Source organism: Leclercia sp. W6, from assembly GCF_003336345.1.
GTDB lineage: Bacteria > Pseudomonadota > Gammaproteobacteria > Enterobacterales > Enterobacteriaceae > Enterobacter.
On sequence record NZ_CP031104.1, the window covers coordinates 1,845,352 to 1,860,804 of the forward strand.

Genomic DNA, 15,453 nt, shown 5'->3' on the forward strand with positions numbered 1-15,453 from the left:
TTTCTAGAAACGAACCAGCGCAGAACCCCAGGTGAAACCGCCACCGAAGGCCTCGAGCAAGACCAGTTGGCCCCGTTGAATTCGTCCATCGCGCACCGCTTCGTCAAACGCGCACGGTACTGATGCTGCAGACGTGTTGCCATGACGATCCAGCGTCACCACAACGTTATCCATAGACATGCCGAGTTTCTTCGCTGTGGCGCTAATAATGCGCAGGTTAGCCTGATGCGGCACCAGCCAGTCAAGAGCGGAACGCTCCAGATTATTGGCTTCCAGCGTCTCGTCAACGATATGTGCCAGCTCGGTCACTGCCACTTTGAAGACTTCGTTACCCGCCATAGTCAGGTAGATGGCGCTGTCCGGGTTGACACGATCCGCGTTTGGCAGCGTTAACAGTTCGCCGTAGCGACCGTCAGCATGCAGATGCGTTGAGATGATGCCCGGCTCTTCAGATTGTCCTAACAGGACAGCACCCGCGCCATCACCAAAAATAATGATCGTCCCGCGATCGTTTGGATCGCAGGTGCGAGCCAGAACGTCCGCGCCGATGACCAGCGCATATTTCACTGCGCCGGATTTCACATATTGATCGGCAATGCTCAGCGCATAGGTAAAGCCTGCGCAGGCAGCGGCAACGTCAAACGCCGGGCAGCCTTTGATGCCCAGCATGTTTTGCACCTGGCACGCAGCGCTTGGGAAGGCATGCGTGGCGGAAGTGGTCGCAACAATAATCAGACCGATGTCATCTTTATCGACACCCGCCATTTCCAGCGCGCGCTGGGCGGCTTCATAGCCCATGGTGGAAACTGTTTCATCTGGCGCGGCAATACGACGTTCGCGGATACCTGTACGTGTGACGATCCACTCGTCAGACGTGTCTACCATTTTTTCCAGATCGGCATTGGTTCGCACTTGCTTTGGCAGATAGCTGCCGGTACCTAAAATCTTCGTATACATGTACGCTCAGTCACTTTTTGCTAATACAGATCCCAGGCGAGCGGCAATCCGCTGTGGGACTTGTCGCTGCACCGCCTGCACTGCCTGTTCAATCGCGACGGCAAACGCTCGCTGATTGGCCGCACCGTGACTCTTGATCACAATGCCGCGCAATCCTAACAGACAGGCGCCATTATACTGGTCGGGGTTGAGGTGACTGAATCGCCGCGCCAGGCTCTTTTGTAACCAACGCTTTAATAAAATCAGCCACCATGACCGTTTTTTCCCCTCTCCCTGCGATTTAAGCAGAGAAAGAAACATTCTCACCACCCCTTCCATGGTTTTTAATGTAACGTTTCCTGTAAACCCGTCACACACCAGTACATCCGTTTTTCCGGTCAATAATTCGTTGGCTTCAAGATATCCAATATAGTTGATGGATGGCTCATTTTTTAGCCGCTCGGACGCTTCACGAATGCTGTCGAGGCCTTTGGTCTCCTCCTCGCCAATATTCAGCAAAGCAACGCGGGGATGAGAAATCCCTACTACTTCCTCTGCCAGCACCGAGCCCATAACGGCAAACTGCGCCAACATCACACTGTCGCAATCGACGTTGGCACCTAAATCCAGCACCACCGTTTTGCCCTTTTGCTGGTGCGGCAGTACCGTTACCAACGCCGGGCGCTCAATACCTTCAAGCGGTTTGAGCAGTAATTTTGCCAGCCCCATCAGCGCGCCGGTATTGCCGGCGCTGACACAGGCTTGTGCGCGGCCCTCTTTAACCAGCTCAAGCGCGATGCGCATTGAACTTCCTCGGCTGCTGCGGATCGCCTGTGAGGCCCGGACATCACTGGCAATAACTGACTGGGCAGGAATAATCTGCAGACGTGAACGTTGTTCGAAGTCAGCTTTTGCGAGTAATGGCGTGATAGCGTCGGGATTACCGACTAAAAGGAGAGCGAGTTGCGAATTAGAGTTCAGTGCCTGCAATGCTGCAGGCACTGTCACGGAAGGGCCAAAATCGCCCCCCATGACATCTAACGCCAGGGTTAGACGTGTCAAGGTATCGTCGCAGCCTGGTTCGGTATATCCCCGTTTGCACGGGGAAACCCTCACTAAGCCTAATCACGCAAACGCGTGATTACTTAGTGATAACCTTGCGGCCGCGGTAGAAACCGTCAGCAGTGATGTGGTGACGCAGGTGTTTTTCACCAGAAGTCTTGTCTACAGACAGGCTGGTAACTGCAGTCAGTGCGTCATGGGAACGACGCATGCCACGTTTGGAACGGGTTGGTTTATTCTGTTGTACGGCCATGGACCTTACTCCTTAATTACTTACGCTTTAAGCTGGCTAATACGGCAAATGGGTTTGGTTTTTGCGCTTCATCAGGCAGTTCCCCAAAGACCATGTCCGCCTCGGACACTTCACAGTGTTCAGAATCATGCACCGGAACCACTGGCAGAGCGAGGATGATTTCATCTTCAACTAACGCCAGCAGATCGATTTCACCGAATTCGTTAACCTCAATCGGCTCATACGCTTCCGGGAGTGCTTCAGCCTGTTCGTCTGAACGAACCGGACTGAAACAATATGTTGTGTGAACATGAAGTGGGAACGGTTTCCCGCAACGCTGACACTCGAGCGTAACCGAAACCTTTGCATCACCGGTTAATACGGCGAGGCGCTGGTTATCGATAGCGAACGACATGGAGCATTCCACATCACTGTCCACACTGACTACGGATTCGGCAATACGTTCAGCCTGGTCACGGGTATAAATACCTTCGTAATCGAGGCGTTTTTGAGCCGTACGAACCGGATCAAGAGTCAGGGGTAATTTTACCTTTTGCATAGGGCGCGCATATTAACTTTGTAACGTCATAGAGTCAAAGAAAAAGGCAACCTCAGGCTGCCTTTTGCCAATTATTCGCACACATTGCGGCCTGTAGTTTAAAATGGCTGGCATCGATACGCTATATCTGGTGAAAAAAATATGCCAAATCTTATTCTCGCCTCGACTTCACCCTACCGCCGCGTGTTGCTGGAAAAGCTTGGCGTACCCTTTGAATGCGCCGCACCGAACGTGGATGAAAGCCCACAACCCGGTGAATCGCCACGGCATCTGGTGGTACGTCTGGCGCAGGAAAAAGCAAAAAGCCTGGCAGCGCAATTTCCTGACCATCTTATTATAGGTTCCGATCAGGTTTGCGTCCTGGATGGTGCTATCACGGGTAAACCGCATACCGAAGAGAATGCGCGTCAGCAGTTGTTAAAAGCCCGCGGCAATATCGTCACGTTCTATACCGGGCTGGCTCTGTATAATTCGTCTACGGGCCATTTACAGACCGAATGCGAGCCTTTCGATGTTCACTTCCGCCATCTCAGTGAACAAGAGATTGAAGACTATGTGCGAAAAGAGCGGCCGTTAAACTGCGCGGGCAGCTTTAAGAGCGAAGGGCTGGGGATTGCGTTGTTTGACAGGCTGGACGGGCGCGACCCGAACACCCTGGTGGGATTACCGCTGATTGCGCTGTGCCAGATGCTGCGCCGGGAGCATTACAACCCGTTAATGGCGTAGCCCGCTGCTTCGCCCGGCGGCGCTACGCTTGCACGGGCCTGCGGTTTCCCAGGCCGGGTAAGCGTAGCACCACCCGGCAATTAACCGCGCAGAACCTTAAGACAGCGTTTCAGCTGTTCATCCATAGGCGCTTCGATACGCATCACCTCGCCGGTACCCGGATGGGTAAACTTCAGCGCGGCGGCATGCAGGAACAGACGAGACAAGCCCGTACCTGCCAGCTGCTTATCAAACTCACGGTCGCCATAGCGATCGTCGAAGGCGATGGGGTGACCTGCATGCAGAGTGTGCACACGGATCTGGTGAGTACGACCGGTCACCGGGCTGCAGCGCACCAGGGTAGCGAATTCATAACGCTCTTCGACTTTGAAGCGCGTTTCAGACGGCTTACCCTCCTGACTCACGCGAACAATACGCTCACCGCTTTGCAGAATGTTTTTCAGCAGCGGCGCCTGGACCACTTTGACATGGGACTGCCACTGGCCACGCACCAGCGCGAGGTAATCCTTCTGCATCCCCTTCTCACGCAGCTGTTCATGCAGCGAACGCAGCGCCGAACGCTTTTTCGCCACCAGCAGTACGCCAGAGGTGTCGCGGTCAAGACGATGAACCAGCTCCAGGAAGCGTGCTTCCGGGCGCAGCGCGCGCAGACCTTCGATCACGCCGAAGCTCAACCCGCTGCCGCCGTGAACGGCTGTGCCGGAAGGTTTGTTGAGTACCAGGATATGATCGTCTTCATATAAGATCACATCCGTCAGCGCGGCGACTTTATTCAGATGCGGCGATACCGCCTCCTCTTCCCGCTCGGCGACACGTACGGGCGGGATGCGCACTTCATCACCCGCTTCCAGTTTGTATTCAGGTTTAATGCGCTTCTTATTCACACGCACCTCACCCTTACGCAAGATGCGATAAATCATGCTCTTTGGCACACCCTTCAGTTGGGTGCGCAAAAAGTTGTCGATGCGTTGCCCCGCTTCATCATCGGTAATGGCAACCATTTTTACGGCTGGAGTCTCTGTTTTCATGGGGGGCGATTCTAATTATCGGCAGCCATTAGCGCCACTCATTTTTCTATGCTTATATTTAGTTTTACCCGGTTACTGTTTCGTTCACGCAATCGATTTGGTGGTTATTAAACCAATCCTATGAGAGAAGTGAAAAAACTGTGAGTAACCGGGTGATAATTGGCAAAAGTCATCTTGCTATAACCCGGTTAGCAATGGAATAATGCTGCAGTTTTCCGTGTTAAATCCTGGGTAAGCAAGGATATCGACGGAATGACCAATTTTGTCTGACCGATCATCCACGCAGCAATGGCGTAAGACGTATTGATCTTTCAGACAGTTAGCGGGCTGCGGGTTGCAGTACTTACCGGTAAATGGAATCTTCTCTGGAGAGTTTTACCCAGGCTATTCCCCTGATAATCGCGCTGTATTTCCGTATGAAATACAGGCAACCGACACTTTGCGCCTCTTAAGCGAGCGACAACCGTGAGGTTGGCGACGTGAATAGACACGAGGCCATCGGTTCATACCCCGGAAAGCGTCACCTTGCCCGCAGCTTAGTCGTCAATGTAAGAATAATGAGTAAGTTACGATGAAAAGAATGTTAATCAACGCAACTCAGCAAGAAGAGTTGCGTGTCGCCCTTGTGGATGGGCAGCGTCTGTACGATCTGGATATCGAAAGTCCTGGACACGAACAGAAAAAAGCGAACATTTACAAAGGCAAAATCACCCGCATTGAACCCAGCCTTGAGGCCGCATTTGTCGATTACGGTGCCGAGCGTCATGGTTTCCTCCCGCTGAAAGAGATCGCTCGCGAGTACTTCCCTTCCAACTATAATGCCCATGGCCGTCCTAACATCAAAGATGTTCTGCGTGAAGGTCAGGAAGTTATTGTCCAGATTGATAAAGAAGAGCGTGGCAACAAAGGCGCTGCACTGACTACCTTTATCAGCCTGGCAGGCAGCTACCTCGTGCTGATGCCAAACAACCCGCGCGCGGGGGGTATCTCCCGCCGTATCGAAGGGGATGACCGTACCGAGCTGAAAGAAGCGCTGGCAAGCCTGGAGCTGCCAGACGGTATGGGTCTGATTGTTCGTACCGCAGGCGTGGGCAAATCTGCCGAAGCGCTGCAGTGGGACCTGGGCTTCCGTCTGAAGCACTGGGAAGCGATTCAGAAAGCCGCTGAAAGCCGCCCTGCTCCGTTCCTGATCCACCAGGAAAGCAACGTTATCGTGCGTGCCTTCCGCGACTATCTGCGTCAGGACATTGGCGAAATTCTGATTGATAACCCGAAAGTGCTTGAGCTGGCTCGCCAGCACATTGCCGCGCTGGGTCGTCCCGATTTCTCCAGCAAAATCAAACTGTACACCGGTGAGATCCCGCTGTTCAGCCACTACCAGATTGAATCGCAGATTGAATCCGCCTTCCAGCGTGAAGTCCGTCTGCCATCCGGTGGTTCTATCGTTATCGACAGCACCGAGGCGCTGACCGCCATCGACATCAACTCCGCCCGTGCAACCCGCGGTGGCGATATCGAAGAGACGGCATTCAACACCAACCTGGAAGCGGCCGATGAGATTGCCCGCCAGCTGCGTCTGCGTGACCTGGGCGGCCTGATCGTTATCGACTTCATCGACATGACGCCAGTACGTCACCAGCGTGCGGTGGAAAACCGTCTGCGTGAAGCGGTGCGTCAGGATCGTGCGCGTATCCAGATCAGCCATATCTCCCGCTTTGGCCTGCTGGAGATGTCCCGCCAGCGTCTGAGCCCGTCACTGGGTGAATCCAGCCACCACGTCTGCCCACGCTGTAGCGGTACCGGCACCGTGCGTGACAACGAATCGCTGTCCCTCTCTATCCTGCGTCTTATCGAAGAAGAAGCGCTGAAAGAGAACACTAAAGAAGTTCACGCCATTGTGCCTGTGCCGATTGCCTCCTACCTGCTGAACGAAAAACGTGCCGCGGTAAGTGCGATCGAAGCCCGTCTGGGTGGCGTACGCTGCGTGATCGTGCCTAACGATCAGATGCAGACTCCGCACTACTCCGTGCTGCGCGTGCGCAAAGGCGAAGAGACCTCTACCCTGAGCTACATGCTGCCTAAGCTGCATGAAGAGGCGATGGCGCTGCCGTCCGAGGAAGAGTACTCGGAGCGTAAACTGCCTGAACAGCCTGCACTGGCAGCGTTTGTGATGCCGGAAGCACCGCCTGCGCCAGCGCAGGAGACCGTGGCGGCTAAACCTGCAACCAAACCGGCGGCAGAAGTGAGCCAACCGGCTGCACAGCCTGGTCTGCTGAGCCGCTTCCTCAATGCGCTGAAGAAGATGTTTGCGGGTGAAGAGCCGCAGCCTGCCCCGGCACCGGTTGAGAAGAAAGAAGAGAAACAGGAGCGTTCACCGGATCGTCGTAAACGCCAGAACAACCGTCGTGACCGCAATGAGCGCCGCGATAACCGTTCAGAGAGCAACGAAGGCCGTGAGGGCAGCGAAAGCCGTGACAATCGTGACAACCGCGAAGGTCGCGAGCGCCGTGAAGGACGTGACGAAAACCGTCGCAACCGCCGCGAGAAGCCGCAGCAGAACGCGGAAGAGCGTGAAATTCGCCAGCCGGTCAGCGAAGAGTCTGACAAAGGCAGACAGCGTGATGAGCAGCAGCCGCGCCGCGAACGTAACCGTCGTCGTAACGATGACAAGCGTCAGGCTCAGCAGGAAGTTAAAGCCCTGAATCGCGACGAAGAGATCGCTCAGGATACTGAACAGGAAGAACGCGTTCAGGTGATGCCGCGCCGTAAGCAGCGTCAGATGAGCCAGAAAGTGCGTTTCCACTCTCAGGCTGAAGAAGCTGCGGTTGAAGCGATCGCACCACAGGCCGAACCGGCACAGCGCACCGAGCTGGCTAAAGTTGATCTGCCTGCGGTGATTGAAAACGCACCAGAGCAGGAAGAAAATGCTGAAGGCCGTGAAAACGCCGGTATGCCGCGCCGTTCACGTCGCTCTCCGCGTCACCTGCGCGTAAGTGGTCAGCGTCGCCGTCGTTATCGTGACGAGCGTTATCCGTTGCAGTCGCCAATGCCGCTGGCTATTGCCTGTGCCTCACCAGAAATGGCATCAGGTAAAGCCTGGATCCGTTATCCGGTAGCTCGCCCTCAGGAGCCACAGTTTGAAGAGCAGAACGTCGCTCAGGAAACTTCAACCCCTGTTACGCCAGTCGCGGTTGAAGCGATCGCTGACGCTGCTGCCGTTGTGATCCCAGAGCCGCAGGTTGTTGAAATCGAAACTTCACATCCGGAAGTGATTGCTGCGCCTGTGACAGAACAACCACAGATCGTCACGCCTGACGATGCGGTCGTCGCGAAGCAGATTGCAGAAGATGCTGCCGTAGCTGAACCTGCTGTCGAAGAAGCCGCTGCCGTTGAATCGGCTGAAACCACCGAAGCAGCCGTCGAGCCGCAGCCGGTTGTGGAAGTTGAAGTAGAAACGGAAGTTCAACCTGAGATTGAAATCGATGTTGAACCGGTTGAGGCCGCTGAAGTGGAACCTGAAGTCACTGACGTCGCTCACGTCGACGAGCCAGAAGTGAAGCCGGTTCCTGCAGTGAAGCCAGCGCCAGCCGCTCAGGTTCATGCTGAAGCCCATCACGCGACAGCCCCAATGACCCGTGCGCCGGCACCGGAATATGTTCCGGAAGCGCCGCGCCAGAGTGACTGGGTACGTCCGGCATTTGAATTTGACGGTAAAGGCTCTGCAGGTGGTCACAGTGCCACCCATCACGCCACGGCGCCAGCCACGCGTCCACAGCCGGCTGAATAAGCCTGCTTAAGCGCAAAAGCCGACCTTCGGGTCGGCTTTTTTATTGCTTCTGCTCTGGCCTGCGCATCCCTGCGATTTCAGGCATCACCTCTCTCATCATCTCCAGAAAACGGCGCAATCGCGCCGGATAGTAGCGAGACCACGGGTAGACAAGATGAACCGGCAACGCGGCGGGCTGCCAGTCAGGCACCAGATGGATCAGCCTGCCCTCGCGGATATCCGCTTCGACAGTCCAGCTTGAGACCACGGCAACGCCCAGCCCGGTGAGCGCGCTTTTACGCGCCACGTAGAGGCTGTCGGTACTTAAGCGCGGGGAGATAGCCACCCGCAGCGGTTGTGCGGCTTCCGCGCTGAACAGTTCAACATGCTGACGATAGAAAGTATTGAGCGCCACCCAGGGCAGCGCGGAGAGATCTTCCGGTTTTTCTACAGGCGCAAACCGTGCCAGCAGCTCGGGTGACGCCACAATGCTGCGCGGTACCTCGGCCAGCAATACCGACACCGTGGCCGGGTCGATCTCCGCCCCTACCCGGATAGCGCAGTCGATATTGTCACTTAAAAAATCAGCCGAGCGGTCATTGAGCATCCACTCCACATTGAGTCGTGGATAGCGCAGCAGGAACGCCGTCAATGGCTCCAGCAACTGCTCCTGTCCAAAGGCATGCGGCGCACGCACGCGAAGCACCCCGACCGGCTCATCTTCTGTTTGCCCGACTTCATCCTCCAGCGCGTACCAGCTGTCAATGACCCGCCGGGCATGCTGATAGCAGCGTTCGCCATCATCCGTCAGCTTCATGCCGTGTGTCGTTCGCAGGATCAGGCGCACGCCCAGCAGCGTCTCCAGCGATTGAAGACGACGGCTGACGGTGGCCTGGCTGGTCGCCATCTGCACCGCGGCAGCTGAAAGAGAGCCCGTTTCCACGATACGCACAAAAGTACGCATCAGCTCTACCCGGTCTATACGTTCCGAACGTTTCATTTTTAATCCGGTTATACGTTACACGTATAAGTGTTTTATCACCGGGCCCGCTACCACCGCAAGGCGTGGTGATAAAGAATAGCGACACACCCGAAATGAGGAACTGCATATGAACTCCAGTACCCTGAGCCCAGCCGTCAGCCGTTGGGTAATATTCATCCTTGCCATCGGCGCGGGCTTTAGCGTCGCCGCCATCTATTATGCTCAGCCGCTACTGCCGCTGATGGGCGCAGATTTGCATCTCAGTATTGAAGGGATGGGGATGGTGCCCACTCTGACGCAGGCGGGCTATGCGCTGGGGATCCTCTTCTTGCTGCCGCTTGGCGATCGCTATGATCGCCGCACCCTGATTGTGGTGAAAAGCATCGCGCTGGCATTACTGCTTTTGGCCTGTAGCCTGACGGCTCAGATCCACTCCCTGCTGCTGGTCAGCCTGCTGATTGGGATGACCGCCACCATGGCGCAGGACATTGTTCCGGCTGCGGCTATCCTCGCCCCGGAGGGCAAACAGGGGAAAACCGTCGGTACGGTGATGACCGGCCTGTTACTGGGGATCCTGCTCTCCCGTACGGTGAGCGGCGTGGTAGGTGAAGCTTTTGGCTGGCGCGTGATGTACCAGCTGGCGGCGGGCAGTATTGCGATCCTCGCCGCCGTGATGTGGTTTATTCTGCCCCGCTTCGCGGTGCCGTCGAACCTGCGTTATCCGCAGCTGATGCGTTCTATGGCACATCTGTGGCGTCGCTACCCCGCTCTGCGCCGCGCCGCGCTGGCACAGGGTTTTCTCTCCATCGCCTTTAGCGCCTTCTGGTCTACTCTGGCGGTGATGCTGATGGGACACTACGGGCTTGGCAGCGCCGTTGCCGGTGGGTATGGCATTGCCGGTGCCGCAGGCGCTCTGGCCGCGCCACTCGCTGGCGGTCTGGCGGATAAACTGGGCGCCGGTAAAGTTACTCAGCTGGGTGCCGCGCTGGTAACCGTCTCCTTCGCCCTGATGTTTTTCATGCCGGCATTAGGTGTACAGGGCCAGCTGATCCTGATTGCCGTTGCCGCGGTAGGTTTTGATCTCGGTCTGCAGTCGAGCCTGGTGGCTCACCAGAACCTGGTTTATAGCCTTGAGCCCCAAGCCCGTGGCCGTCTGAACGCTCTGCTCTTTACCGGTGTGTTTATCGGGATGGCGTTAGGTTCCGCATTGGGCAGTCAGCTCTATACCATGGCCGGTTGGCCGGGCGTGATTGCGCTGGCGACCATTACAGCAGGCGTGGCGCTGGTTATCCGTATGACTGAAAACGTCCGCACCCGCTCATCGGCCCTGCAAAATTCCTAAAAAAAAGCCCAATCCGCAAAACGGATTGGGCATACAGAACATAACCAGTTTCAAGCCATGTTCTAAAGGTCAAGTCAGTTATTTATTCAGCTGGAACAGGGACATACCCTGCATATCGCTGAATGCTTTATAAGATGCCTGAAGCGCCGCCTGCTGCATCACATAAGAGGAGATAGCTGAGTTCCAGTCAACGTCCACCAGGTCGCTCATTTGCTGGGTTAGTCCTAACGCCCGGTCGCTGCCCAGGGAATCGAGCGAACTCAGCTCGGTCAGTTTAGTTCCGAGATCGGCGCGCACAGTCAGCACATTGTCCAGTGAATTACGCAATCCGCGGTTTGCCTTATCAATATCCAACGTCATCTGATCGGCTTTATCCTGATCGCCTTCAACCGGGGTTTTCAGCGCAGCAATCACGTTATCCAGAATTTTAAACATATTTTTTTCTGGCGTAGCGTCACCCGGCTCTGGTGCGGCATTACTGGTAAAGGATTCAAACACGTCGCTACCGATATGGCTAATCTGCATGGTACGTGCAGAATCGACCTGCTGACTGATTGGCGTATCGCCGCCAGCATACTCGCCAGTAGCTTGATCAAATGCCGGAGCATCGGTTTTATAGCCAGCAAAAATGTAGCGACCGTTGCCATCGGTGCTGTTCGCCAGGTTCAACAGCTGATCGCGAATACCCTGCAAATCGGTGGCGAGCGAGTTGCGGTCGTTATCACTCAGAGTACCGTTGCCTGCATAGACAATCTTTTCCTGTGCCGATTGCAGCGCCGTGGTCACCTGGCCCAGCACGTTCTCTTCCAGAGATACCTTCTGCGTGGCAAAAGAACGGGCGAGTGTATACTGGCTGTTTTGTGCCTGTGACTGAGAAATAACAACCGCCTGCGAGGCGGCAATTGGATCGTCAGAAGGACGGTTAACACGTTTACCGGTGGACATCTGCTCACCGTAGCTCAGCCACTTACTCTGGGATTCGGTGACCCCTCGCATGTTCTGCTCATACATCATCTGGGTGCTAATACGCATCGTTCACCTCGGCCTTAGCGAATATTGATTAACGCGTCAAAGAGCGTGCTGGCGGTTTGCAGCACCTGGGCATTGGCCAGGTAGTACTGCTGGTAGCGCTGGAGATTGCCATACTCTTCATCGAGGTTAACCCCGGAGATCGACTGCTGCTGGTTGCTCAGTTGCGTCGTCACGTTTGCCTGGGTGGTGCTGCTGGTTTTCAGCGTCGCGGTTTTGCTGCCGACGGTACTGACCAGCGAGGCATAGGCGTCGTTAAAGGTTTTATTGCCGCCGACCACTTTGCTGCTTTGCAGATCCAGCAGCGCCTGGCCGTTGCGGTTATCGCTTTCACCGCCGGTGGCGTCAGACGCCAGCGCCAGTTTAGACTCATCGCTGATCGCCACATCCATATTGACGATGGCATTGACGACAGGCTTAACGATAAAGCTGTCTTTGTTATTCGCCGTGCCCGATACGTTCACCGTCAGGCCATCAAAGGACAAGTTACCTTTGCCGTCATCAACTGGCTTAACCGTGGTTTTATCCGAGAGGCGGGTGATCTTCCAGCTGCCGCCGTCAAACTCCATCTTGTAGTCGGTAGCCTGTACTTTAGCGCTGTCTGCCACGTTAATGGCGGCAGTGACCGAGGCCGAGCCGGTATTTTTGGTGTTTCCCAGTACCGCGGGAGCACCAATTTTAAATAACTCACCGCCAGCGTTACCTTCTGGATCAAAGCCCTTTGCGTGTTGGCTGTTCATCTCATTAGCGAAAGAGAGCGCCAGCTGGTTAAGGGTGTTACGTGCCGCGTCGAGCTCTTCGGTACGGAAGGTCAACATGCCGCCCAGAGAGCCGCTGGTCAGCAGTTTTTCCGGGATCTCAACGGGGCCGGAGGTGCCATCAACAAACGCCACCGTGGTACGGGATGGATCGGCGCTGGACTTCACGGCCGCCAGCTGATTAGCGGTGCTGCCCTGAACCAGGTTGTAGCCATTGCCAAAGGAGACGTTATAGGTGCCGCTATCCTGAACGGAGACTTCAACACCCACGATCTGGTTCAGCTCGCTCACCAGTTGATCGCGCTGGTCGAGCAGATTGTTCGGGGACGCACCCGCGCCCACGCCGGTCAGACGGGAAATCTGATCGTTCAGGTTGGCAATCTGTTTAGCGTAGTTGTTGATCTGATCAACGCTGGTACCGATGGCGGTATTGATCTGCTTATCCTGATCGCGCAGATACTGATCGTTCACCTTGAACTGGTTCACCAGGCCATCAGCCTTGCCCAGTACGGTCTGACGCGCCGCCGGATCTTCGGCGTTGCTCACCAGGGTCTGCAGACTGGTAAAGAAGCCCTGCAGGGTGGTCGCCAGGCTGTTGGTGCTGCCAGAGAGAATGTCGTCAATTTTGGACATCTGCTGGTAGCGGGTCGTCAGGGCACTGCTCTGGTTCTGCGCGGTGCGCAATTGGTTGGTAATGAATGCATCATATTCGCGCTGTACCCCGGAGACATACACGCCGTTGCCAACCCAACCGCCGCCTGTCAGGGTGCTGTTTGAGGCGCTCAGCACCGTCGTCTGACGGGTGTAGCCCGTCACGTTGTAACTTGAAATGTTATTACTGGCGGTATTCAGTGCAGCCTGGGCTGCACTGAGGCCACTCATGGCGCTGTTGATCAAACTGGACATGGGGGTTCCTTTTATACTTTCAGACATGAGTCCTGCTGGAGATTATCGGCAGGCCCCAGCAGGACTTGAGAACTTTCAGAACAGATTTTCGATATCGTTGCTGTAGGCTTTGCTGACCTTCTCACCCATCGCTTTCAGCTGCTGAATCATGCTGGTCAGCTTGCGGGCATACTGTGGATCGGTGGCGTAGCCCGCGTTCTGCAACGCCTGCGCACCCTGCTCTGCCGTCGCAGCCTGGGTCACGGCCGCATAGCGCGGGTTACGACTCAACAGGCCGACATAGTCTGAAAGTGCCTCGAGATAGGAGCTGTAGACGCGGAATTTGGCTTTGATCTTCTTCGCTTCGCCGTTTTCATACTCGGTGGTGGTGATCTCGGTAGTCGGCCCTTTCCAGCTCCCCGAGGCCTTCACCCCAAAGATGTTAAAGCTCGGCTCACCGTTCTCACGGCGGATCTGCCGTTGTCCCCAGCCCGACTCCAGCGCCGCCTGGGCGAGGATCAGGTGATGCGGCACCCCACTCTGCTGGCTGGCGAGACGCGCCGGCAGGGAGAGCTGCGCCAGGAAGTCTTTGCTGTCGCCGGTGAGGGGTTCATCATTGCTCTCAGGCACCTTCGGCACCGCTTTACGCACCATCTGCGTCAGGGCCTGGTTTTGATAGCTGGTGACCCTTTCCAGATCGAACTTCATCGGCACCTGCTGCGGTGCCTCTTCTGGCGGCACACCCTGCGCAGCCGCCATCTGCTTAACTATCACATCGGCAAGTCCTAACCCTTTACCGGCAGTCATCTGCTGCGCAATCTGCTGGTCATACATGCTGGTGTACAGACGCGTGGAATCGCTGCTGAAGATGCCATCTTTTGGCAGGGCTTCACGCATGCTTTTCAGCATCATCTGGACAAACATCCCCTCCACCTGGCGGGCAACCGGGCGGATATTGCCCGCCGGATCTTTGCCCGCTTTAGACTTCAGTTCGTTGAGCGACTGGGTATCCCAGGCTGCGCTGCTCAGCAGTTTGCTATCGGTCAGCATCAGATAATTTCCAGTTTGGCGCGCAGGCAGCCCGCGCTCTGCATGGATTGCAGAATCGACATCAGATCCATCGGGGTGGCGCCCAGCGCGTTCAGGGCACGTACCACGTTGTTCAGGTTGGCGCTGGAGCGCACGCTCTGCAGCGAGCCGCCGCTCTGACGCAAATCGATCTGGGTCTGCGGCGTCACCACCGTTTCACCGCCGCCAAACGGCGTATCCGGCTGGCTGACGTTAGCCGAGCGGTTGACGGTCACCGACAGGTTGCCCTGCGCCACGGCGCAGCTATCCAGCGTCACCTCACGGTTCATCACCACCGAGCCGGTGCGGGAGTTGATGATCACTTTGGCATCCTGCGGCGTGACGTTCACTTCCATATTCTGGATATCCGCCAGCAGACGCACCTGATTACTGCCGCCGCTGGAGACGCGGATCTGCACGGTGCGGGCATCCAGCGCGGTGGCGCTGCCATAGCCGCGGTTGCGGTTGATGGTGTCCGCAATCTGCTGCGCCATGGTGAAGTCGTCATTATTCAGCTGCAGGTTAATGGTGTTGCCGCTGCCGAACTGGGTCGGCAGTTCACGCTCAATAACCGCCCCGTTGGTAATACGGCCGCCGTTAAGCTGGTTGACCTGTACGCTGCTGCCGCCTGCGGAGGCACCCGCCCCGCCGACAAGGATGTTACCCTGCGCCAGGGCATACACCTGGCTATCCACCCCTTTCAGGGGGGTCATCAGCAGAGTCCCGCCCCGCAGGCTTTTCGCATTCCCCATAGAGGAAACCACCACGTCGATGGTTTGCCCCTGGCGCGCAAAGGCCGGGAAAGAGGCGGTGACCATTACCGCCGCCACGTTTTTCAGCTGCATGTTGGTCCCGGCGGGCACCGTGATGCCGAGCTGGGAGAGCATGTTGTTCAGACTCTGGGTCGTGAACGGCGTCTGGGTGGTCTGGTCACCCGTTCCGTCAAGCCCCACGACCAGACCGTAACCGATCAGTGAGTTTTCCCGCACACCCTGTACGCTTGTGAGATCGCGAATACGGTCGGCCTGGGCACATGTCGCCACCAGCACCAGCAGGAACCCGAAGAGGGATTTAAACATA

The 15,453-nt window shown here is 56.2% G+C and carries 13 protein-coding genes; 3 read left to right on the forward strand and 10 right to left on the reverse strand.

Annotated elements, in window-relative coordinates; translation table 11 throughout:
- Positions 1-3: 3 nt before the first annotated feature.
- The 4 genes from DVA43_RS09090 to yceD all read right to left on the reverse strand — a co-directional run bounded on the left by DVA43_RS09090 (position 4) and on the right by yceD (position 2,789).
- Positions 4-957: a beta-ketoacyl-ACP synthase III gene (locus tag DVA43_RS09090; RefSeq protein WP_103179091.1), complete on the reverse strand. Its 954-nt coding sequence runs from the start codon at positions 955-957 to the stop codon at positions 4-6.
- A gap of 6 nt (positions 958-963) precedes the next feature.
- Positions 964-1,998 (reverse strand): phosphate acyltransferase PlsX, encoded by a 1,035-nt coding sequence (gene plsX, locus DVA43_RS09095; protein WP_210405543.1) that lies wholly within the window; start codon positions 1,996-1,998, stop codon positions 964-966.
- A gap of 79 nt (positions 1,999-2,077) precedes the next feature.
- Positions 2,078-2,251, reverse strand: a complete 174-nt coding sequence (gene rpmF / locus DVA43_RS09100) for a 50S ribosomal protein L32 (protein ID WP_003857964.1) — start codon at positions 2,249-2,251, stop codon at positions 2,078-2,080.
- Positions 2,252-2,267: 16 nt separating this feature from the next.
- Complete coding sequence (yceD, locus tag DVA43_RS09105; RefSeq protein ID WP_103179089.1) at positions 2,268-2,789, reverse strand: 23S rRNA accumulation protein YceD; 522 nt, start codon at positions 2,787-2,789, stop codon at positions 2,268-2,270.
- Positions 2,790-2,930: 141 nt separating this feature from the next.
- Here yceD and DVA43_RS09110 point away from each other — a divergent pair, with 141 nt between their 5' ends.
- Positions 2,931-3,515, forward strand: coding sequence for a nucleoside triphosphate pyrophosphatase (locus DVA43_RS09110; protein ID WP_114315347.1), 585 nt, complete (start codon positions 2,931-2,933; stop codon positions 3,513-3,515).
- Between the two features lie 80 nt (positions 3,516-3,595).
- On the opposite strand, the gene rluC is transcribed toward DVA43_RS09110, so the two are convergent.
- Positions 3,596-4,543, reverse strand: coding sequence for a 23S rRNA pseudouridine(955/2504/2580) synthase RluC (rluC, locus tag DVA43_RS09115; protein WP_103823711.1), 948 nt, complete (start codon positions 4,541-4,543; stop codon positions 3,596-3,598).
- Between the two features lie 571 nt (positions 4,544-5,114).
- Here rluC and rne point away from each other — a divergent pair.
- Complete coding sequence (gene rne, locus DVA43_RS09125; RefSeq protein WP_114315348.1) at positions 5,115-8,330, forward strand: ribonuclease E; 3,216 nt, start codon at positions 5,115-5,117, stop codon at positions 8,328-8,330.
- A 40-nt stretch (positions 8,331-8,370) separates the two neighbouring features.
- On the opposite strand, the gene DVA43_RS09130 is transcribed toward rne, so the two are convergent.
- Positions 8,371-9,309 carry a LysR family transcriptional regulator gene (locus DVA43_RS09130; RefSeq protein WP_114315349.1) on the reverse strand — a complete coding sequence of 313 codons (939 nt, stop codon included), beginning with the start codon at positions 9,307-9,309 and terminating at the stop codon, positions 8,371-8,373.
- Positions 9,310-9,418: 109 nt separating this feature from the next.
- On the opposite strand from DVA43_RS09130, the gene DVA43_RS09135 reads away from it, so the two are divergent.
- A complete protein-coding gene (locus DVA43_RS09135; protein ID WP_114315350.1) occupies positions 9,419-10,633 on the forward strand; it encodes an MFS transporter in 1,215 nt (404 codons plus the stop codon).
- A 78-nt stretch (positions 10,634-10,711) separates the two neighbouring features.
- Here the strand turns inward: DVA43_RS09135 and flgL are convergent, their stop codons facing one another.
- The 4 genes from flgL to DVA43_RS09155 all read right to left on the reverse strand — a co-directional run bounded on the left by flgL (position 10,712) and on the right by DVA43_RS09155 (position 15,452).
- Entirely contained in the window at positions 10,712-11,665 is a 954-nt protein-coding gene (gene flgL / locus DVA43_RS09140; RefSeq protein ID WP_103823707.1) for a flagellar hook-associated protein FlgL, read from the reverse strand.
- Between the two features lie 14 nt (positions 11,666-11,679).
- Positions 11,680-13,326 (reverse strand): flagellar hook-associated protein FlgK, encoded by a 1,647-nt coding sequence (gene flgK / locus DVA43_RS09145; RefSeq protein WP_114315351.1) that lies wholly within the window; start codon positions 13,324-13,326, stop codon positions 11,680-11,682.
- A 75-nt stretch (positions 13,327-13,401) separates the two neighbouring features.
- Positions 13,402-14,355, reverse strand: a complete 954-nt coding sequence (flgJ, locus tag DVA43_RS09150; protein ID WP_103823705.1) for a flagellar assembly peptidoglycan hydrolase FlgJ — start codon at positions 14,353-14,355, stop codon at positions 13,402-13,404.
- Complete coding sequence (locus DVA43_RS09155; RefSeq protein ID WP_103179080.1) at positions 14,355-15,452, reverse strand: flagellar basal body P-ring protein FlgI; 1,098 nt, start codon at positions 15,450-15,452, stop codon at positions 14,355-14,357. The genes flgJ and DVA43_RS09155 overlap by 1 nt, the downstream gene beginning before the upstream one ends.
- Position 15,453 lies beyond the last annotated feature (1 nt).